12 protein-coding genes are annotated in these 20,789 nt (G+C 44.8%); 6 read left to right on the forward strand and 6 right to left on the reverse strand.

All coding sequences use genetic code 11. From position 1 onward, the window contains the following. Positions 1-41 precede the first annotated feature (41 nt). The 6 genes from R8G66_33110 to R8G66_33135 all read right to left on the reverse strand — a co-directional run bounded on the left by R8G66_33110 (position 42) and on the right by R8G66_33135 (position 14,954). Positions 42-2,504, reverse strand: a complete 2,463-nt coding sequence (locus tag R8G66_33110; GenBank protein MDW3197265.1) for a TonB-dependent receptor — start codon at positions 2,502-2,504, stop codon at positions 42-44. Beyond that, positions 2,455-3,843 carry an HTTM domain-containing protein gene (locus tag R8G66_33115; protein MDW3197266.1) on the reverse strand — a complete coding sequence of 463 codons (1,389 nt, stop codon included), beginning with the start codon at positions 3,841-3,843 and terminating at the stop codon, positions 2,455-2,457. Before R8G66_33115 ends, R8G66_33110 begins: the two co-directional genes overlap by 50 nt. 12 nt (positions 3,844-3,855) lie before the next feature. After that, positions 3,856-4,953 (reverse strand): imelysin family protein, encoded by a 1,098-nt coding sequence (locus R8G66_33120; GenBank protein MDW3197267.1) that lies wholly within the window; start codon positions 4,951-4,953, stop codon positions 3,856-3,858. A gap of 106 nt (positions 4,954-5,059) precedes the next feature. After that, positions 5,060-6,139, reverse strand: coding sequence for a hypothetical protein (locus tag R8G66_33125; GenBank protein ID MDW3197268.1), 1,080 nt, complete (start codon positions 6,137-6,139; stop codon positions 5,060-5,062). A 227-nt stretch (positions 6,140-6,366) separates the two neighbouring features. Continuing rightward, on the reverse strand, positions 6,367-7,752 hold the full coding sequence (locus R8G66_33130; GenBank protein MDW3197269.1) for a hypothetical protein: 1,386 nt from the start codon (positions 7,750-7,752) through the stop codon (positions 6,367-6,369). Positions 7,753-7,754: 2 nt separating this feature from the next. Further along, the gene (locus R8G66_33135) at positions 7,755-14,954 is read right to left on the reverse strand and encodes a PKD-like domain-containing protein (GenBank protein MDW3197270.1); all 7,200 of its coding nucleotides are present in this window, start codon (positions 14,952-14,954) and stop codon (positions 7,755-7,757) included. Between R8G66_33135 and R8G66_33140 the strand changes: the two genes are divergently transcribed. The 6 genes from R8G66_33140 to rnr all read left to right on the forward strand — a co-directional run bounded on the left by R8G66_33140 (position 14,953) and on the right by rnr (position 20,789). Beyond that, on the forward strand, positions 14,953-15,216 hold the full coding sequence (locus tag R8G66_33140; GenBank protein ID MDW3197271.1) for a hypothetical protein: 264 nt from the start codon (positions 14,953-14,955) through the stop codon (positions 15,214-15,216). The genes R8G66_33135 and R8G66_33140 overlap by 2 nt on opposite strands. A 470-nt stretch (positions 15,217-15,686) precedes the next feature. Further along, positions 15,687-16,667 carry a type I phosphomannose isomerase catalytic subunit gene (locus R8G66_33145; protein MDW3197272.1) on the forward strand — a complete coding sequence of 327 codons (981 nt, stop codon included), beginning with the start codon at positions 15,687-15,689 and terminating at the stop codon, positions 16,665-16,667. 18 nt (positions 16,668-16,685) lie between these two features. After that, positions 16,686-17,405, forward strand: coding sequence for a lipoyl(octanoyl) transferase LipB (gene lipB / locus R8G66_33150; GenBank protein ID MDW3197273.1), 720 nt, complete (start codon positions 16,686-16,688; stop codon positions 17,403-17,405). Between the two features lie 69 nt (positions 17,406-17,474). Beyond that, positions 17,475-17,864: a hypothetical protein gene (locus R8G66_33155; GenBank protein MDW3197274.1), complete on the forward strand. Its 390-nt coding sequence runs from the start codon at positions 17,475-17,477 to the stop codon at positions 17,862-17,864. Between the two features lies 1 nt (position 17,865). Beyond that, positions 17,866-18,582 (forward strand): 3'-5' exonuclease, encoded by a 717-nt coding sequence (locus tag R8G66_33160; GenBank protein ID MDW3197275.1) that lies wholly within the window; start codon positions 17,866-17,868, stop codon positions 18,580-18,582. Between the two features lie 8 nt (positions 18,583-18,590). Further along, entirely contained in the window at positions 18,591-20,789 is a 2,199-nt protein-coding gene (rnr, locus tag R8G66_33165; GenBank protein MDW3197276.1) for a ribonuclease R, read from the forward strand.

Consider the following 20,789-nt stretch of genomic DNA (forward strand, 5'->3'; position numbering starts at 1 on the left):
CCAGAAGTCGAAAGATGGTAAAATACCCAGTCGTTAAACCTCTAAAATTGCACGCCGAAGGACAAATAAAAGCTTCGGGGAGTAGCCGGAATAATGCCTGGACCGGGATAGCTTTCTGCCCGACGGGTAAAATACTTCTCGTCTGTCAGGTTATTGATGCCACCGGTCATTTTATAGCGATCCATTCGATATTCCAGAGATACATCCATCACATGATAGGAAGGGATCAGGCCGGTAAGGGCGCTAGGATTTCGGACGGAATTGGTCGCATCGGAGAATTGCTCTCCCAAATAGGAAAATTGATAGGAAGCTTTCAGGTTTTTCCAGGAGTAATTCAAGCCACCTCGAAACATCACACTGGGCACATATTCAACGTTGCTGCCTTCAATCGCCGCATCCATGGAACGGATGTAGGTCGCATCGATCAGGGACAGGTTACCGAAAACCGATAGTCGTGTATCTTCATTTGACCGTCGCAGCAACTTCAATACGTCTGCCTCGAGATATGCTTCTAATCCGATATGTCTGGAGTCTCCTACATTGGTTCTGAAAAGGAGGGTGCTGGCAGGTGGTAGGAGGACACCAATTCGATCATTGTACTTCAGGAAAAATAAGCTGATGTCTACGTTGAGCCAATCCAGAATTGACCCACGAATACCCAGATCGGCATTAAAGCCATTTTCATCTGTGATCATACTATCTAGCAGAAAATTCGGATTGTTAAGCCGCAGATCACTGAAAGTGACAGACCGGAAATTTTCAGAGATGTTAGCGTAAAGGTTTAAATCATCTTTTAGGTAATAGCTGGACCCAAGTCCAAATAGCATGAATGATCGATTGACGGAGCGATCTTCGGTGAAGGTGTTTTGAGCTTCAATATTTCCGGCAAAATCCCTCACAATTTGTTTCCAGGTTCCTTCAGAATCTGTTCGGATGTGCTCAAACCTGATCCCTGGGGTTACACTGAATTTTTCAGAAAGGTTCAGGACATTTTCAGCGAATGCCGCATAATTCTGACTGGGGAAGTCATAATCGAATGCCTCCAGGTCTTCAGGGTTTAGAAAACTGAAATCAGCATCTGCGGCAGCACTGGCATCTCCCTGGCGTCGGTCGGTCAAGCCTTTGTAGTAGCGGCCTCCCACCACAACGGCAGATTGTAAGCCTGCAAAATCAAAGTATTGTATCAATCGGGTTTCAGTCCCAAAGTTGCGAAACTGATCGCTGATCAAAGTGCGGTTGCTGTTAGGGTCGTCCAATCGTGAAATCTGCTCCAAATTCCCCAGTGCATCCCTGCGGGAGATGAGTCCGAAGTTTCGGATGTTCAGTTTGGTTTTCGGGGTGAATTGTAAGTCAATAGTGCCAGCCAATAGATTCCATGATACCTGGAACCAGTTGCGACTTCTTCTCGAAGCACTCAGGTTGCCTTGCTGAAAATCCAGGTCCGTCAGCCCACCGGGTTGTTGCGCCTGATAGTTGAGGTAAGAGTATTCGAAACCCAGTTTCAAACGTTCGGTTGGCTGATAACCTAATCGTGTAAAACCTAATTGTGCATCGAAGGACGAATTGTTTCGCCAACCATCACCTTGTCGATATTGGAAGTAGCCGTAGTAATCGATTTTATCGTTTCGTCCGCCTACACTTGCAAACGAATTCAGTAAACCAAATGATCCAACGGCTTGTTCCAGGTTGACTTCCACCGGTTTTTCTGGCGCTTCTTTGATTTTGAAATTCAACATCCCTCCAAACTGAGTACCGTATTGTAAAGACGCTGCGCCGCGCACCACTTCTATGCGTTCCACGGCTTGCAGGGCGGGCAGATAATAGCTTTCGGGATACCCTAAGGCATCGGCGCTCATGTCATAGCCGTTTTGCCGGGTATTGAAATTGGCTGTCCGACTAGGTCCTAAACCACGTGCAGCAATGTCCAGTTGCAAACCAGCAAAATCACTTTCCCAAATGTTGAGACCGGGTACTTTGGCGAAGATCTGTCTGGCATTGTTGGCCACTTTATTGGCAGCAAAATCATCCAGTACAATGAGTTCGTTTTTCTTGGCTTCATAAATGGCAAAGCCATCTACAGCTTGTAGACGGGAGATGCCAATGGTAGATCGACTGTTGTCCGTAACCTCTACAACCTCGAGATTTTGAACAAGCTCTTCCATGAAGAAATTCAGTTTTCCGTCCTGTTTCAGATCGATTTTCTCAGTGGCAGGGGCAAGACCAAAATAAAAAGCGCGAATCACATGCTGTCCAGCTGGCAACTCCAATTGATAGTTGCCTCGTTGATCTGTTTCCACCTGAAGCTTTTGGTCGGGAACCAGTACCATCGCGCCTGCAATGGGTTCATTGGTCACATCGTTCAATACCTTTCCTTCTAGTGTGAAGGATTGAGACCATGCAGATGAGATGCAGCCGATCAATAATATGGAAAACACGTAGCGCAAGGGAATCACATCAATTTTGATTTGGGTACGGAAGGATCCAGTTTTTGGAAGACCAACCATCTTTGATTTGAGTTAGGTCAGTGTGAGGATCGATTAATAATTGAGCGGGTCGGGCGTTCAGTGTCACCCAGACTTCAGCTCTTACTTGAGGGTCATTAACACCTTTTTCGGCATAGTGTTCTTTTAAAAATTGCGCGTATTGCAAGATCATGTCTGGTTGCATGGCCATCTGTTTCTCCTGATGCGGATGAAGGAATTGTTGATTAATTACTGACCCTTCCCGTCCGGTTTCACTGTCTTTTACATAGAAGGTAGCCGTGCCTGCTTTTTCCATCAACATGACTCGCCATGCAAATCTATAGCCTTCTTCTGTCCAAAAGAGATTACCCGGGTAAAGAAGATACCGCCAGGGAAATAATATTTGAAAAGTGAAGAACAGACCCAGCAAGAGAAGGCCTAAACGATGACTATGATTCACCCTTGCTGACGTTTCTGGTTCCTTCTGTGTTTGATTCTGGCTCCCTGCCAGAAATGGAATCCATTGGCTGATCTTTTGCAATAGCCGTTCGTGCCATTCGGCGGAAAAGAAAACAGTGACCACCATGATCATGACTGCCGGAAAAACACCGATCTGAAACAAAAGGCCGGTCAACAAATGGAAAATCACGATTGCCGCATAAGCTATCAAGCGGGTTTTTCTCCAAAGAAGTCCTCCGATAATGAACGTATCGAATAACATGCCGGCCCAGCTGAAAACGAATGCTGTGAGTTTAAATTGGAAAAACCATCCAATCAAAGGCATGCTTGACTTGGCAGGTAGCCAGATTGCTAAAGGGAGTGCTCGAAATAACCAGTCATAATTGATCTTGGCCAAACCAGCGTAGCAATAAACGATGGCAATCTGCAATTTGAAGATTCCTACACACCACGCTGGAACCTTGGTTCGTCGCAAATGTGGTTTCAGAAAGGTGTCTATGGAATAGTTTCGGTGGGCTGGTACCCAAATCAAAAGGAAAGCGACGATGCTGACGAAGTAATAATGATTGAGATAAAAGGTGATGTCAATGAGCTCGACATAGGTAAAACATAGAAAGAAAAGGATTGTAGAGAATCGGTACTGCCAGCCAATAGCAAGACCTATGGCAGCAATGCACATCAGGCAGAAGATTGAGTATATTCCAGCCTGCGAAAGCGGTGCTACCCAATCAAAGCCGAAGTAGCTGAAATGTAAAGCAGGCTCTACCAATTGGGTGTCTACCCAGCCCATCCACATGTACCTGATCGTACTGAACAGCATGACCAGACCAAAGGCTATCCGGAACGTGACCAAAGGAGCGATCGAGACCGGTCGCTCCAGATAATCAACTAACTTTTGATATGGTGTTTTTCCTTCAATCAATGGGTTTGGGGATCAATCTCCGTCACCGGAATTAAAGGTGATGCTGATACCTAACAGAGAACTCATGGAGCTTTTGAAATTGGCTGTGTTGGCTTGTAATAAGTCCCTTAATTCTTGGATTTCATTGGTTTCTACGGAGGCAGAAAGCGGACCGGATGGCAAATTGGTTAAGGCCTGGTCGATGTTTCCGAGCGCGTCTAGAGTAGTTGCTACCAGGTCTGTTCCGCCCTCTACTTCATCAAGATAGTCATCAAAGCCAATGATTGATCCTCCGGATTTGGAGCGTCCCATCCAGATGTTTTTGGAACTTTCGAAGTGAGCAAGCAGCAAATCCCTGGAAATGCCACTGTAGTATGCTTCTACCAGCGTTGGATCAGCCCCGGACTGGCCAGCTGTTAGCCCTGCTGGCAACTCCACTTTAAAATTCTTGATGTTCTCATAGTCTTTGACAAATTCATTGTATAGCAGCGAGATAGAGCTGCCGGCAGCCGTACCATCATCGCTGATGAATTCCTGTAAATACGAGTTGCTCCATTCTTGAACGATCTGATCAATCGTAGTGGTCAATTCACTCATGATCAACACCAAATAATCCTTGCGGGCCTGATCAAAATTGGTGACCAGTTCCTCGTCGCTTTGGCCATTGCCATAGATCAGGTATTCAACGGCATAGAACCCTCGGACATCTCGATCGAAAGCCGCCGCCAGGTTGAAATCAGGGTCGATAATATTGGCTTCCACTTGAGCCTCATCGACTGGGAATACTCCCAACACTGTGGCGTAAGCTCCTAAAGGAAGGTTGGCCGGACCAAATCCAAACGCCGAGCAATGCTGATGGGCAGTAGCCGCTTGTACCCAATTATCTCTTAGGGTCTGAAGGTTTTGTTCGGTTGTACTTTCTACAAACGCAGTGGTCGCTGCGGACAGATCATTGAGATTTGATTGCAAGTCCTCGAAGTTGGGAACAATCAATTCAGTCGCTAAACTCTCTAATAATGCTCCACGATCAAATCCAGGCTCGTTGGGCGTTCCATTGTCTTCTCCACAAGAAACAATGAATAGTATCGCGAGCATCAATCCACACAATAGGTAATTTTTCATTCTTTTCATCTTCTCCTTTTCACACAAAATCTCTATTTCAGAAACACGACAAAACCTTGCCGCTACAAAACGACAAGGTTCAGTCCAATTAATTATCTAATTATCAGTACCTGAATCAGGTTGGATCATTTTCATAAAATGTGTTGATCTCTGCATCGGTGAACCCATAAATCGACTGGATGTCACTTATGATCTGGTCCAAATTGGCTAGCAAAGTCGCATCATTCAGGAATCGGTAACTCTCTGGCGTTTGTCCGGCAGGAGCCAACAGTAGTTCCAGAATACCGTCAATTTGCGCATCCGTGATCAGTTTTCTACTGACACCTCGAAATCCATGAGCAAACCCAACACCCTCTGCATATGCATGCATAGCATTCCCCAGTGCTTCGGGATCATCGCCTGCGGCCTGCAATTGAACTTTAGTAGCATTGCAGTAATAGATCACTGTGGCGTAATTTGATTTTTCCCAGGCAAGCAGGTAATCCTCAAGGGCCTGGTCTCTCTGTGTGTTGAACAGATCTCCACCCTCAATGGCTGCTTTCGCAATGATCAATGCATTTCTGATATCGTAGAAAAAGCCTGTTTGTGTGGTCTGGTTGGACCTGCGTCGTGAATAAGTAGCAGCTGCAGTAGTTGCGGAAGGATCAAAAGCTGGGTTCGTTCCGTGAATCAGCACCAGTTTATCAACAGCAGATGAATTGCTCAAGTCACCGTCGATCACGGTCAGCGCATGATTGTAAAGGGCCGCTCCGAAAGAGCCTTTTTGCACATTTTGTTCTAACTCCAACCCATTTTCATCCAGCAATCGTGTGCCTAGCAAGCCGCCTTCTTCTTCTGCTGCAGGAGTGCCGGTTCCTGGGTTTTGAAATCCTGTCGTGGAATTAGCTGCAGCAACCAGTTCCACCAACCAACCTTCGACTAGTGTGCGGTAGTTAGGCTCAGTGATGAAAGACAAGTTGGAGGGATACGGGATCGCAGGAATTGTTTCACCTTGTGCACCGGCCTCTGCTGCATTGACGGCAGCCGTCATGGCAGAAAGCTCCGCCAATACGGTAGCTTCAGTCGTTACATTGGTGTCAAAATCAGCCGACGTGTATTCATCGGGTATCTCTAAGTTCAAGCTGGGTTCATCTTCTCCACAGCTCGATAAAAATACGAGGATCAATAGGGCTGTGAATAGTTTATATATCTTCATTTGTTCGTTTGTGTGATTTAGCTGAGGCCAAAATTATTTGGGGTCAATCACAAAATTTAGAATCATTCTAAATAATCCGAAAATTTCACTAATGGTAGTAAAAAGGGGCTTCAGGGTTCACTAGAGCTAGTGGAGGAGGGTATCACTAGTTGTAGTGATAGTAAGTTCAAATACAGGAAAATAGCGAGTTAGTCAGCGTAAGCTCGAATGCTGGTCGTGGGAGATGTTCACCTGTTTAGCCATCCTTCAATGGTGACTCCAAAAGTCAGATTACCATAGGTATCGCGGAAGGCAATGTCTTCTGAAGTGAAAACATTCCAGTTCAGAAAGGCATAGATGATATTGCCAGTATCCTTTTTTTCATTGTTGATCTTTGCGACCGTTTCATTGTTGGTAGGGTCATTTGGATCGATTTGACTTTTACGAAATCGCATGCCGACAAAACCAGATATTGATCGGACCTTTTTATCGAAAATAAAGGCCGATAAACCCGGCTCTACACTCAAGCGATGATACTTGCCTTTTCGAATCACATTTTCTCTTTTGAATGATTTTCTGAAAATGGGAGTGGAAACATCTGTTCGCCATTGGTTGATCTCCCCAAATAGAACAGGATGATATTCAGTATCCTGTTGGAGGTTCATGATACTTGCATGAAAGCCCATGTGTTTTCCAATGAAAGATTTGTAGCTCGCATGAAATGTTTTGAGCAATCGGTTTCTTTGAGCAGCCTCATTTAGCGTCAAATTAGACCTGGTAAGGTGGCGAATGGCGTAGGAAACTCGCATTAATGAGCCATACTTTTTAAATCCATGTTGCCATAAGACCCCTGCGCCCAAATCGATTTTTCCGATGTTATCCAATGCAGGAGGATCTAACGAAGGGTCAGCAACATTGAAATCAATGAAGAATGGGGTGCTACTCCCTATGGGGTTAGTCATGATCTGATTCCCAAAAATGGCTCCGTTTTCACTGCTGATGGTGAGGTAATTAAATTCCACAACAAAATCAAAGGCCAGAAAGTCTTCTAAAGTTTTGTCACTACACACCTGAGACTTAGCAACTGGGGCCAGAAAAATCTGTGTTTCGACAGGCATTTTACGAATGTCCTTGAACTCTTTTCGTTTTCGATAACCAGCTTTCTGCCTTACAGGTCTTCTGAGCTTTTTTTCTTTCCTGAATATATCTCCGGTAGGTATTCGGCCACCAAATGCCACCTCAATATTGCCATAACCGACACCAAAACTTTCGGCTTGTCCGGAATTTGAGACATCAGGGCTGTTTTCAAGATCCAGTGAGATTTGATTATGAATCATCGAAACCCCATAGGTGAATTGGACGGAAGACTTTTTGTGATCAGTTTTCGAATCATACCCTAGCACATAGATGTTATTGCCAAACAAGGAGTTTACATCAGGCTTCTGGGTGATGGCCATCGAATAAAACCTGAATTTGTCTGCATCACCTGTAAAAGCTGGGTTGAATACAGGTAGATCCATGTTCATCGAGGGCGTTTGAAATAAAGGAGATAATTGTGCCTCCGCTGCTCTTGGCAATGTTAGCGCCAGCGCTACTACAATATGGATCAATATCTGAGGTAAAATCGTTCTCATGATCATCTTATTAACTGGAAGTATCCTGTTCTGGCAATGGGCTTGTCATCGCAACATTGCACTTTCACGACATAGAAATAGGTTCCGCGGTTATTGTCTTCGCTTCTGTTGTTCCCAGGAGTGGTGATTTTACCATCCCAGCCTACGCTTTTTTGCCATTCTTCTGCGATGAATTCTCCGGTACAGCCATCGCATGACATTTCTTCCCCTACAGCATCACGACTCATGACTAGGTGGTGAACGAGGTTTTCGGTTGTACCAAAAATTGATAATTCTACTCGTTCCACATTATCCAGATCTTCGTCGTGGAACTGTACCAAAAACTGATCATTGGTCCCGTCGCCATTAGGAGAAAATGCATTCGGAAGCGTAAAACTACATCCATAATAGCCTGGAACATCATAAGTCATTTGCCAGTTGTTTTCACAAATCTCATTGGTCACATCCAGGCGGAATGTCACTTGAGAGTCCCTGCCTATACTACGTGCAACCCGTGAAAACACAGGAGATACGCGATACTCTTCACTAATTAAATTTCCGTCCATGTACCATTGGAAAATGCCCGTTTCTTCACTTGGAACATCTGTCTGGTTAAATAAGTCAAACTCAATGCCATGACAAATGGCTGTTTGGGTTGGAAAAACGATGGGTATTGGGTTGGCGATGGCCCTTAAGGGTAGTGAATCTTCCAAACTGCAGCCTGCGCTGGATACCGCCATAGACTTAACGTAATAATTACCAACGGATGGTGCATCAAATGGATCTGGCGTATTCTGGTCGCTGAGAAGGATCACTTCATCTGTGTTTGAATTGATGAGTGTCCACTCATAGGTGGCTTCTGAAGGGTCATTAATCACCGTTACCGTAGAGTCCTCACAATATCTTTCATCGTCAAGTCTGAAGGATACTTCTGGATTGGCATTGACCTCAAATGCAAGACTATCCTTATCAAAACAGATGGGGTCTGGCCCGGGGCCAAAAGCTGTAAGGTTGATATAATAACTTCCTGGCTCAAAGAAACTTCGGGTAACATTAACACTGTTGGAAAGGGAATCTGTTAGTCGACTGATTTCCCACTGATAGGAATCTGCACCTACGGAGTTATTGATAAAAGTGATCCGATCGTTTTCGCAAATTCGTCCTGGAGATTCGATTGCTGCTGTGGGCACAGATTTTACTTCTACCTGACTCGAGTCGTAGGAGAAACAACCATTTGTCCCTTCCAGCGTCATATTGACCCAATACATTCCTGGATTGTTATATTGATGCGTACCCGGTGTTTCAGTCGGTTCTAAATCGGTTCCGTCTCCAAGGTCCCAAATGGTCTCTTCAGAAAGAATTGAGCTGGTATTAATGACTTCCACAGTCTCTCCGAGACATATGGACGAGGGTTCTACTTCAAAGCTGATATCAGGACCTGGTTCCACGATGATGGTTTCAACATCTTGAACACGACCGCAAACAACGCCACCTGTGGCTATTTCTACGGAGAGAATGAGATGAAATGTTCCAGCCTGATCCAGCTCATGGTTCTGAACCGTATCCGTGAGTGATAGCTGCAGACTATCAGTGCTGTTTTCCGCAACCAGCGTCCATTCAAAATCTCTTCCTGTTCCATCGGTTAAGCCGTTTACGCCTGCGTTCAGTAAATCTCCTTCGCAATAGTCATTAGATGGTCTTCCTAAGTCGATTTCAGCGTCCTCATTTACGGGTATCACCGTAACATTAACGGAATCTGTGGACACACCACAGGCACTAATCGCACTTAGCTCAACGGTATAAGTCACATCGTCAAAAGTGTTGTTTTGGAAGATGTGAGGAATTGGCTCTTGATTGAAGAGGGTGTCAACTGGAGAGCCATCTCCGTAATCAATCACGTAAAACTCTGGCAGTCCAACAGATTCATTATTGATATTAACCGCTATTCCGTCGCAAGCAGCCGTGAAATTAGTAGTAACTACTGCTTGTGGGTCCGGTGCCACTTGAATGGTTTTTGTGTCTACGATGCCTTCACATTGCCCTTCATTGGTGCCTCTTAATTCAATCACGTAATCGATCTCCTCTTCACCGGTATTGGTGAGTGTCGTATCCAGGGTGGTTGCATTGCTGACCAACGTGCCATTGATGAACCATGAGACTTCATCAAAACTCAATCCGGTTCCAGGGTCTGAATTTTCGCTGGTCAGGGAAATAGGATCGCCAGGACAAACACCTCTTGGGGCGTTATCAATGACCATGATTGGTGTCGGATAGACAGACAGTGTTTGTGTTGCTTCATGGCTACAATCAGTGTCATCTGTGGCAGTTAGGGTGATGTCATAGGTGACGATTTCCCGGGTTTCATTCTCCACTTCAAAAGTGGTGTTAAGATTCGTAGGATCAGTGATGGTCAAATCAGATCCACCTGAGGTGATGGCCCACTGAAAAGTGTCGCCACCTGTTGTGTTCTGTGTAGCAAGGGAAATCTCTCCCGAACAATTAAGCGTTTCGAATTCGAAATCGACCAGTGGTCTTGCCAGATGTGTGATGTCTCTCGAAAAAGTGGCTTCACAGTCATTGTCGGTTGTTAAGGAGAGCGAAACAGTGTAGTTCCGGTCGGTACCTTGATTCTCTCCAAACGATAAAGAGGTGGCCAGTTCGCTGGTCGTCGAGAAGGTGGGAAGTGGTGCTTCCCCTGTAACGGACCATTCTACGCGGGTAACATTGGCGGAGGCATTAGTATTGGAACCGGTGAAATCCAACGTGATATTAGGACATGTTGATTCGTCGAGGTTGAAGGTAGGTACAGGTTCTGCGAAGAACGTCAAGTTGACCACATTAGAGGTGTCCGGACAAGCACCCGCAGAATTGACCACTACTTGATATGCTCCCTCGATTCCAGTAGTATATGTGGTTCCGGTTGCCCCGGAAATTGCGGTGCCGTCACGGAACCACTGGTAAGAAGAGGCCACTCCGCCCGTTACCACACTGGTCAATACAAAGTCTTCCTCTAAACAAACTTCATTTTCACTCGAAGCATCAATCTCGACATTGGCTCGCTCTACAATTGCTACATCTTGAGATATGCTTTGACTGCAATCACCTAAAGTTTGTACCCTGAATTCATACAATCCTGCTTCTTCGACTGTCAAAGTATTGGTGTTTTCGCCGGTGATCTCCAGGCCATCTTTGAACCACGTTCTGCTGGTGATGTTGGCTTCATCCGTGTTGGAAACGGTGACCGTTAATTCCACTGGCATAGGAGAAGAGTCACATAGCTCTGCAGATGTAGGATCAGCTGAAATGAGAAGTTCAGGCTGACTATAAACAGTCACTACAATCTCTCCGGTAGCACCCGAACAACCCTCGAAACTCCCCGTTACCGTATATGTGACTGTTCCTTCTGTGCCACTGGTAAGAGAAAGCGTTTCGTCAATGGTATCCCCGGACCCTGTAGCATTAAATGTCACGTTGCCAGTGGCACTCACAGCAGTCCAACTAAACGTCGTTCCTGTGATGCCATTGCTGAGGCTTGTTAAATCAATGTTGGGTGAGGTGTTTTCACATATGGCAGCATTCGAGTCACTTACAGTAGCCAATGGAGCTATTTCGAAATCAAAAGATTCTTGGGTTCCCTCGCATCTGTCTCCACTTGCCAGCGTATATACTGGGGTAATGTTTGCTGTGACCGTTTCCGTGCTGGAAGAACTGTGAGTCAAATTTGCGACCAGGGTTACGCTACTGCCTGCTGATACGCTGATGGTTGTATCTGATTCTCCATCCACATTTGGATTATCGTCGAATGTCACCTCAAGAAAAGTAGCTATTTGATCATTGGAAACACCTAAAGACAGAGAGACATCCTCGCCACTACATCCATTGACGGTCGTTCCTGAATGCTCCAAGGTAAGTACAGGTAATACCAGCAGGGACACACTGGTATCAGCAGAACAACCTTCAAATGTGCCGGTGATGTCATAGGTGACCGTAGCGATTTGACTTGAATTATTTGTCAGTGACTCATTGATTGTTCCGCTATTCGGGTCTGTAACCGTGACGGTAGCCGTAGGCTCATCAATCGCTGTATTCGCTCTCCGCGTATATTCGAAAGAAGTGCCACTGCCTGTTTGAAAGTTAGGAGAGGTCAGTGCTTCAAAATTGATTTCAACATTGCCACTACTACAGATCGTGTCAGTAACTACGGTGGTCGAAAACTCGGGTTCCGGATTAACAGTAACGGTCACTGTTTCCGTAGCCCCCACACAGTTACCGGTCGATGCGTAAGGAGTTAATTCGAAAACCGCATCCAATGGCATATTGGTAGCATTTTCGAACGAACCCAGATTTATTGATACACTCAAGCCTGCTCCGGATTGCGTACCACTACTATTTCCTGTCAGGCCGGTGTTTGAGTCGATTCGCTGATATTCTACACGGTCCAGGTCAATATCTGATGTGACCTCAATCGTAGTAGATCCACTTTCACAAAAGCTTGCTGGGTCCGATGCGGTGATGGTTGGAAATGGGTTTACGGTGACTTCTACCTCGAGGCTTTCGGTTGTCGGCGTACCATCGACATCATAAGACAGATCAAGGGTATAAGTGTAGGTGCCGGCAGCTGTAGGAATGATATCAATTTCATACAAGTCTGCCTCATTGGTGATGGGCAAGGTTCTTGATATCGCCCCGCTTGGCCCTGCTACAACCGTAGAGGCGTCATTTGGATCCGCATCAGATGATGTAACAGACCAGGAATATAATGCATTCGTGATGTTTGCATTGTCCTCCAAATTGGGGAAAGTTAGTGCTATGGTATCTTGTGTTATAGCAGGAGCCCCGGAAGTGGTGCCAGGATCTAAACATACATCGGAACCAGCCAGTGAAAGAACATCCAGTTCGGCACATCGTTCGAAATCGGCTCCGCAACTGGTGTTAACAGTTACGCAATAAGTCCCAATGTCAGCTTCCGTAAGAGAAGTTAATGTCAGCACACTTGAAGTGGAGAGTACCGTTGATTCACCTTGTTTGGTCCAGGAATAAGAGATCGTACCACAATAATCTGTTTCTATCTCAAAAGTCGCATCTCCTCCGAAGACTGCCGAAAGTTCATCTTGTGGTGATTGAATGATAATTACATCACAAAATGCGGAAACAAATCCCTCATTAGCATCATTGAGGCTGGATTGTGAAACTCCCGTCGTGGCAATGCGCGTACTACTTCTAGTTACTCCTCCAAGGACGAATTCCCCATTAGCTTCATTAATACCTAATGAAATTCCTCGATCGCTTCCCCCTGCTCCAAAATATGTACCCCAGATACGATTACCTTCACTGTCAAATTTTGCCAGGAAAACGTCGCCATTTGAATCACCTACGGATGCACCTCCAAAGGATTCATTGCCTTCCAGAGCATCTGAGGTGGCGATGTTATTTTCACTGTTAGTGGTTCCTGTAAAAATGATATTATCGTTACAATCAATGATGATATCAGTTCCTTCATCCGATCCGGAACCACCATAGTAAGAGCCCCAATCTAAGTCAAGGGTGCCAGCATCAACCCTCAACAAATAGGCATCGCCGTTACCCCCATTCGTGTTTTGGTGCGTATTCCCTACGACTATGTCGGAACTTGAAGAAGAGATTACTCCTGTAATGGCGAGAAAGGAGCCATCTGTGCTAATATCAATTCCTTGATTCGGGATATTATCATTTGGGTGAGTGGTTTGTCCGAATGGTGTTTTTTCTAAGATAATATCAAGATCCTGATCTAATTTGGTTAACCCAATCCGAACCAATTCAATGCCTCCAAGGTCAACTGTTCTGGACCCTATGATGTAATATTCATTGTTGTGAGCAACAATGTCGTGTCCTCTATCTTCGAGACTGCTGCCTGCATAAGAAATTCGTTCTAGCGTTCCACTGGTTGCAGATAGTTTTAAGATGATTGCATCATTTCCATCAGCATAGGCGTTTTCAACCGTCGCCCCGTCGATATTATCTGTAGATAAGCTGTTACCGACTGTTCCCACTACAATTACTGCATCATCATCGATATCCAATGCGCTCATATAGTCATTCCTGTCACTACCAACAAATCGGAGCCAATTGAGAGTTTGGCCGTCGGTAGATACGCTAGTCACAAAACCGTCGGCTTCACCCGCATAAGCCCCAAAAAAAGGAGAAGCCACACTGTCTGAGCCTGTACGGCCACTGATAAACAAATTGGAACTAGACTCATCAAGCTTGATATCAAAACCTACATCAATGTTACTGGATTCAGTACCTCCGCCCATATAGGTCGCCCACAGCAGGTTCTCGAGTGTAGCGTCGAAACTGCCAATGAAGGCGTCGTTACCCCCACTTTTCCCTGGTTGAAAGCCTAAGCTCAAGGCATTGGTTAATAAGTCCGAACTGTTAGAAGCGCCTGTTACGTAAACGGTATTTCCGTCATTGCTAATGTCAACACCATAAATCAGGTCTTCTTCTTCGCCTCCAAGGTAGGTGGAAACTCTTAGTGTTAATGTCACTACCTCCGGATCAATTACCAGCGTCTTACTTTGGTCATATTCACCTAAATCAAAATGTACTTCCTTTTCACTGTCTAGCTGAAATTTGGCAGGTACAGACTGACGGATCCCACTGGATATCGTATAAACTTCTTTCAAATCTTCAGCAACCACACCACCTTGCGTAGTGAGCGTGAGCAAATTGGAAACCAGGTTTTCTTCGTCTGATTCATGAGAGGTATGAATGCCGCTGGAGTGGTTGATTCCTAGCTCATCCTGCCCATCGTAATTCAATCGAATCTGGTCAGGGTTAGCACCAGGATGAACGATGAAGCTGTATTTGAAGCCCATTCGCCGAGTGTCAGGTGCTGCTGTTTCAAATACCACATCGATTCCGGGGTAGACATCATGATAAGTAACCTGTTCATAATGATGAATTTTTGAGGCTTGTGTTTTTCCAAAGAAATAATTTCTATAATCAGCGCTTTTTCCTGTTTTTGAAACCCGAGGAGATGGGTTAGCTCCTACAAGCTGGACCTGAATGTTGTGTTGAAAATATTGATTGCCCCCGCTGGTCGATTCCCTATAGTTCAGGATATAGGTGAAACGATCAAGGCCAAGCGCAACCTGCAGACCTCCTTTATCCAAGAAGAATTGAAGTTCATCGGCATCCCATTGTCCTTTGTTTTCCAGAAAACCATCAGGCCTGAAATCCATGACCGATCCAGACTTTGCGGCTAGACTCGCTTTAAAATTTTTGACCTTTTCATCGGAAGGTGCTGAGGAAATTTCTGCTGAAGTATTAGTTTCCTCTACCGGATTCCCATTATATAATTTTAACGGAATAAGGCATATGGCGAATAATATCAAGCAACAAAAAGCTGACTTTGCTGTTCTGCTGAAGTTCATATTTGGTCGAGTGATTTTGTCTAGCAAAAAAGCCCTGAACGGACAAAAATTGTTAGTTCTAGAAAGTTAGGAATACTCTGGTTAGGATTAAATAATATTACGTAGAATCCATGTATTTATTCGTCAAATTCACTGATTCTCATGAATATCTACTCCCAAAAAACCACTATATAAAATTATGTAAGTAGTGTTCCGAGTATTGGCTATGAATTGCAGCCTGTAGAACCTTCAGTAATTTGGACTCGTCAATGCATTCAATCCTGTAACGAAAAACCGATTCCTGTTTTACTTTGAATTTTCAATTTCAGTTTAATACCGTCTTTCGTTACTAAAAATAGAAATCATCGTGGCTGGAATGCAAATAAAGTTTGTGAGTGGTTCAATTCCTCTCACGAATAGCGGATTTCAGTTTATTAATGGAAGTCTGATTTTTCAGGGTTCGGATTGAGTCTGGCAGATTGAATCCATACCCCCCTTAAGTTTTTTATTTGATTTGACTAAGCTAATCTTGCAATTTGATTAGCAAGTATCATGTCATTAATGGAACTATACCCTCTCAAATTCAATCCGATTTTCAAAGACAAACTCTGGGGAGGCCAGAAAATCCATACTGTACTGGGGAAGGACTTTGGTGATCTGCCCAATTGTGGAGAGACCTGGGAGTTATCGGGAGTCAAAGGCAATATTTCCATGATTAATAACGGTGTATTGGCTGGAGTGGACCTTCGATCGGTACTTGCTCGTGAAAAAGCAACTTTAGTAGGGGAGAAAAACTATCAGGAATACGGTGACGAATTCCCTTTATTGATCAAATTCATCGATGCCAATCAGGACCTTTCTATTCAGGTACATCCTGATGATACGCTGGCCGCCGAACGGCACAATAGCAAAGGCAAAACTGAAATGTGGTATGTGATGCAGGCAGATCAAGGGGCTTCTTTGATCAGCGGTTTTAGCAAGGAAGTTGATAAAGCCTCCTATGTGGAGCATTTCGAAAGCGGCCGATTGTCTGAGATCCTGAACCGGGAGGAAGTGCAAACAGATGACGTCTTCTTCTTGCCAGCAGGCAGAGTACATACGATTGGTGAGGGCTTATTAATTGCAGAGATCCAGCAGACCAGTGACATCACATACCGCATCTTTGATTTTGATCGAGTAGATGCCGAAGGAAATAAAAGAGAGCTTCACGTGGAAGAAGCCCTGGATGCGATAGATTATAAGAAATACGATAAATACAAGACTTCCTATGAGGATCAATTGAATGCGCGTGTGCAATTGGAACGATGCGAATTTTTCACAACCAATAAACTGACCCTGGATCAGGCAATGACCATTGATTTGCCCAAGTTGGATTCATTCAAAATCTACATTTGCCTGGAAGGCAAGGCCAATATTCAATATGCAGAAGGAGCCTCAGAAAGCATTTCCATGGGTGATGTGATTCTGGTTCCAGCTGCTATGACGAATTACACGATTGAACCCGAAGGGCAGGTTAAATTGTTAGAGTCTTACATCGATTAGAGTAGGAGTACTACCGACATGTCTCTGACAAAAAATAAAAAAACGCAATTCATTCACCTGGGATTGAAAGATTACCAGGAAACCTGGGATTATCAGGAAAAACTTTTCAAGGGGGTTGTAGATCAAAAGATCGTCAACAGAAAACTTCCCGAGGAAGAACAAGCTACGACATCCAATTACTTGATTTTTGTCGAACATCCACACGTTTATACCTTAGGTAAAAGCGGCAAAGAAGAACATCTTTTATTGGATAGCCGGGCGTTAGAGGAAAAGGAGGCCACTTTTTATCGAATTAATCGTGGGGGCGATATCACTTACCATGGCCCTGGGCAAATCGTAGGGTATCCCATTTTGGATCTGGATAATTTCTTTACTGATATCCATAAATACCTACGCTACCTGGAAGAAGCAATCATTCTGACGCTTAAAGAATATGAAATTGCTTCGGGCCGTATCGATGGGCTTACTGGCGTATGGATTGACTGGGAAAATCCTGATCTTGCCCGGAAGATCTGTGCGATGGGGGTGAAGTCCAGTCGTTGGGTAACCATGCATGGATTTGCTTTCAACGTGGATGTGAACCTGGATTATTTCAATAATATCGTGCCTTGTGGTATTTCTGACAAAGCCGTGACTTCCCTGGCCAAAGAGTTGGGATATGCGCCTGAAATGTCTGAAGTTGAACAAAAGTTGAAAAAACATCTTGGTACTTTATTTGAGATGGAGTTTTCCGAATAGATCGAAGTATCTGCGGCTTGTTTTAATTTTGATCTTGTCATGGTCAGTGACCATTAATTTTTAATCACCTTGAAAAAAGATATTCAGTTCCTTCCAGTCAAAGACGTGTTTTTTACGGTAGCGCAAGACCAGGAAGAGTGGAAAGTTTACCTCATCAATCGTGGTTCTGATGTGTTGGAAAATGTGATGATTACTTCCAAAGGGTATGGCGAAAAGGATGGGAAGAAACAGGAGACTTCAGTCCTTCGACATGGCATCCCAAAATTGGAAGCAGGAGAGTTTGCTTTGATCGAGCCAATCGACCCTCAGGTGTTCCATCTCAACAATGAATATTGGCTAAGTTTTTTCATTGGTACACAAGTGTATGATAAAAAGTACATATTTGTACCTGATTCTATTTCTGAAAACAACTTAAGCTTCATCCCCGAACTCAACTTGCGTGGGGTGATTCATCTTTGACATGCAAAACATCAAAAACACCGTCGTTATCGACATTGAGACCGTATCAGCTTATTCAAATTTTTCTAAAGTGCCCGAGCGATTACAATCTCTTTGGGCGAAAAAAGCAAAGAATTTAAAGAACGAAGAGGAGCTTGATATAAGCCAACTCTATGAAGACCGAGCCGCGATCTATGCCGAATTTGGCAAAGTGATCGTTATTGGTGTAGGGGTCTTCAGTGGAAGGGAAAAGGAGCTTTCCTTTACCGTAAGAAGCTTTTTTGGACATGACGAAAAGCAAGTCTTACAAGACTTTGTTTCCTTTTTGGTCCAGGAATTTAATCAGGGGAGCCTGCAGTTATGCGGGCACAATGGAAAAGAGTTTGACTTCCCCTATCTATGTCGTAGATTGCTCGTCAATGGCCTGCCGATCCCTTTTGTATTGGATACCCGGGGTAAAAAACCCTGGGAGGTCAATCACATCGACACGATGGAACTCTGGAAATTCGGAGACTGGAAAAGTTTCACATCATTAGAGCTATTGACCGAAATTTTCGGTATCCCGACGAGCAAGGACAACATTGACGGCTCCATGGTCAATGAAGTCTACCATCAACAGGACGGACTAGAAAGTATCCGTCGATATTGTGAAAAAGACGTGGTAGCAACCGCGCAATTGTATTTAAAAATGAACGCAAAATCCACGATACCGGACGACCGGATCTCCATTGTGGACTAGCCAATCTTATGGCACGAAAGAAAAGAAAAGTTAAAAACACAACCACTAAAAAATCTAAGAAAGTAGTGGACGTGAAAGATCGTCTGCGCCAAATTTTTTACGAAGAAGCAGGCGAAAGTTTTTCGTATCGGCAGCTGATCAAGAAAATCGGGATCAGAGATGCCAAAACGAAAGATGCATTAAAAGACATATTATTGGGGATGGAAGCACAAGGCAAAGTGGCGAGAAATCGCGATGGCCGGTTCGTTTCCAATTCCACACCATCGGTGATTACCGGTAAGGTGGACCATGTCAATCCACGATTTGCATATGTCATATCGATGGATTCTGAAGAAGATATCTGGATCAAATCCTCCAATCTGAACTTTGCCATTGATGGCGATGAGGTAGAGGTACAAATCACCAGACCAGCTGCAAGGGGCGCAAAGCCTGAAGGCAAGGTCACGAAGATTCTGAATCGGAATAAGGCAGAATTTGTAGGACGAATCGAGATCTCAGACAAATTTGCCTTTGTCGTTCCCGACAATCGCAACTTACACTTTGATGTCTTTGTGTATCCAGAAAAAACCATGGGCGCCAAGCACGATGACAAAGTGATCGTGCAGATCCATAAATGGCACAATCGGGAGAACAAAAGCCCACAAGGCAAGGTCGTTCGGGTACTCGGAGAAGCTGGAGAACATGAAGCGGAGATCCACTCCATCATGGCAGAATTCGGACTTCCTTTTGAATTTCCGGAGAAGATCGAAAAGGCAGCTGCGAAAATCCCAGTGGAAATTGACAAGCAGGAATTGGCCTATCGCAGGGATTTCAGGAAGGTGACCACCTTCACAATTGACCCCTTTGATGCGAAGGACTTTGATGATGCTTTGTCGCTGGAATGGACCAAGGAAGGGTTGATGGAAATTGGCGTACACATTGCCGATGTTTCCCATTACGTGCGTCCAAGGACTATGCTGGAGAAAGAAGCCTATGACCGTGCAACATCGGTGTACCTGGTAGACCGGACCATTCCGATGCTCCCAGAGAAATTATCGAATGGCTTGTGCTCCCTTCGACCCGAGGAGGAAAAGCTGACTTTCTCGGCAGTCTTCAAGATTGACAAAGAAGGTAATGTGGTGGATCGTTGGTTCGGTCGTACGATCATTTATTCCGATCGCAGATTCACCTACGAAGAAGCACAGGAAAGAATTGAATCCAAAGAAGGTGATTTCCAACAGGAGATCAATCAACTGAATGACTTGGCCAAGCTGATCCGAAAGCGACGTTTCAAAGATGGGGCAGTCAATTTCGAGACCGTGGAAGTCAAGTTCAAACTCGATGATAAAGGAAAGCCGCTGGAGGTAGTTCCCAAAGTGCGGAAAGACGCGCACAAGATGATCGAGGAATTCATGTTGTTAGCCAATCGAGAGGTAGCGACATTCATTTTCAAGAAAAGAGACGGAAGAAAAGAGGAAGGGTCTACGACGTTTGTTTACCGAACGCACGACAGCCCCGACCCGGAGAAACTGGATTCGTTTTCTAAGTTTGCTTCCCGCTTTGGTCACAAGGTTTCAACGGATGGACTGGTCAGTAAAAGCCTGAATAACCTGATGTCCAAGATTGAAGGCAAACCTGAACAAAATGTTCTGGAACAATTGGCCATCCGATCGATGGCGAAAGCGAAATATACCACCGATCCAAAAGGACACTTTGGACTAGCCTTTGACCATTATTCACACTTTACTTCTCCCATCAGGCGATATCCGGACGTAATGGTTCATCGCTTACTCTGGCACTATCTGGAAGGTGGTAAATCGCAGGACAAGGAAGCATTTGAGTCCAAATGTGTGCACTCCAGTGAGCGAGAGAAACGTGCGGCTGAAGCAGAACGTGCATCCATCAAATACAAGCAGGTGGAATTCATGCAATCTATGTTGGGTGAGGAGTTCGAAGGGATCGTTTCCGGTGTGACCGAATGGGGCATTTACGTAGAAATCGTGGAGACAAAATGTGAAGGCATGATCCGGATGTCCGACATGGATGACGATTACTACGAGTTCGATGAGAAACAATTCGCTGCGGTGGGCAAGCGCTCTGGAAAAATCATCACTCTCGGGGATAAAGTGGAAGTGATCGTGGCCAAGACCGATATTGACCGTCGAACCATTGATCTGGTTAAGAAGGGCAATAAGAATCATTCACCCTGGCAAGCTGACGAATTTTAA

This window comes from Cytophagales bacterium (assembly GCA_033344775.1).
Taxonomy (GTDB): Bacteria; Bacteroidota; Bacteroidia; order Cytophagales; family Cyclobacteriaceae; genus JAWPMT01.

Excerpts from the sequence above, each read along its gene's own strand:
- R8G66_33145 (MDW3197272.1), top strand. The coding sequence starts at position 15,687 with ATGGAACTATACCCTCTCAAATTCAATCCGATTTTCAAAGACAAACTC.
- lipB (MDW3197273.1), top strand. The coding sequence starts at position 16,686 with ATGTCTCTGACAAAAAATAAAAAAACGCAATTCATTCACCTGGGATTG.
- rnr (MDW3197276.1), top strand. The coding sequence starts at position 18,591 with ATGGCACGAAAGAAAAGAAAAGTTAAAAACACAACCACTAAAAAATCT.
- R8G66_33110 (MDW3197265.1), bottom strand. The coding sequence starts at position 2,504 with ATGGTTGGTCTTCCAAAAACTGGATCCTTCCGTACCCAAATCAAAATT.
- R8G66_33140 (MDW3197271.1), top strand. The coding sequence starts at position 14,953 with ATGACCGATCCAGACTTTGCGGCTAGACTCGCTTTAAAATTTTTGACC.
- R8G66_33130 (MDW3197269.1), bottom strand. The coding sequence starts at position 7,752 with ATGAGAACGATTTTACCTCAGATATTGATCCATATTGTAGTAGCGCTG.
- R8G66_33120 (MDW3197267.1), bottom strand. The coding sequence starts at position 4,953 with ATGAAAAGAATGAAAAATTACCTATTGTGTGGATTGATGCTCGCGATA.
- R8G66_33125 (MDW3197268.1), bottom strand. The coding sequence starts at position 6,139 with ATGAAGATATATAAACTATTCACAGCCCTATTGATCCTCGTATTTTTA.
- R8G66_33135 (MDW3197270.1), bottom strand. The coding sequence starts at position 14,954 with ATGGATTTCAGGCCTGATGGTTTTCTGGAAAACAAAGGACAATGGGAT.
- R8G66_33160 (MDW3197275.1), top strand. The coding sequence starts at position 17,866 with ATGCAAAACATCAAAAACACCGTCGTTATCGACATTGAGACCGTATCA.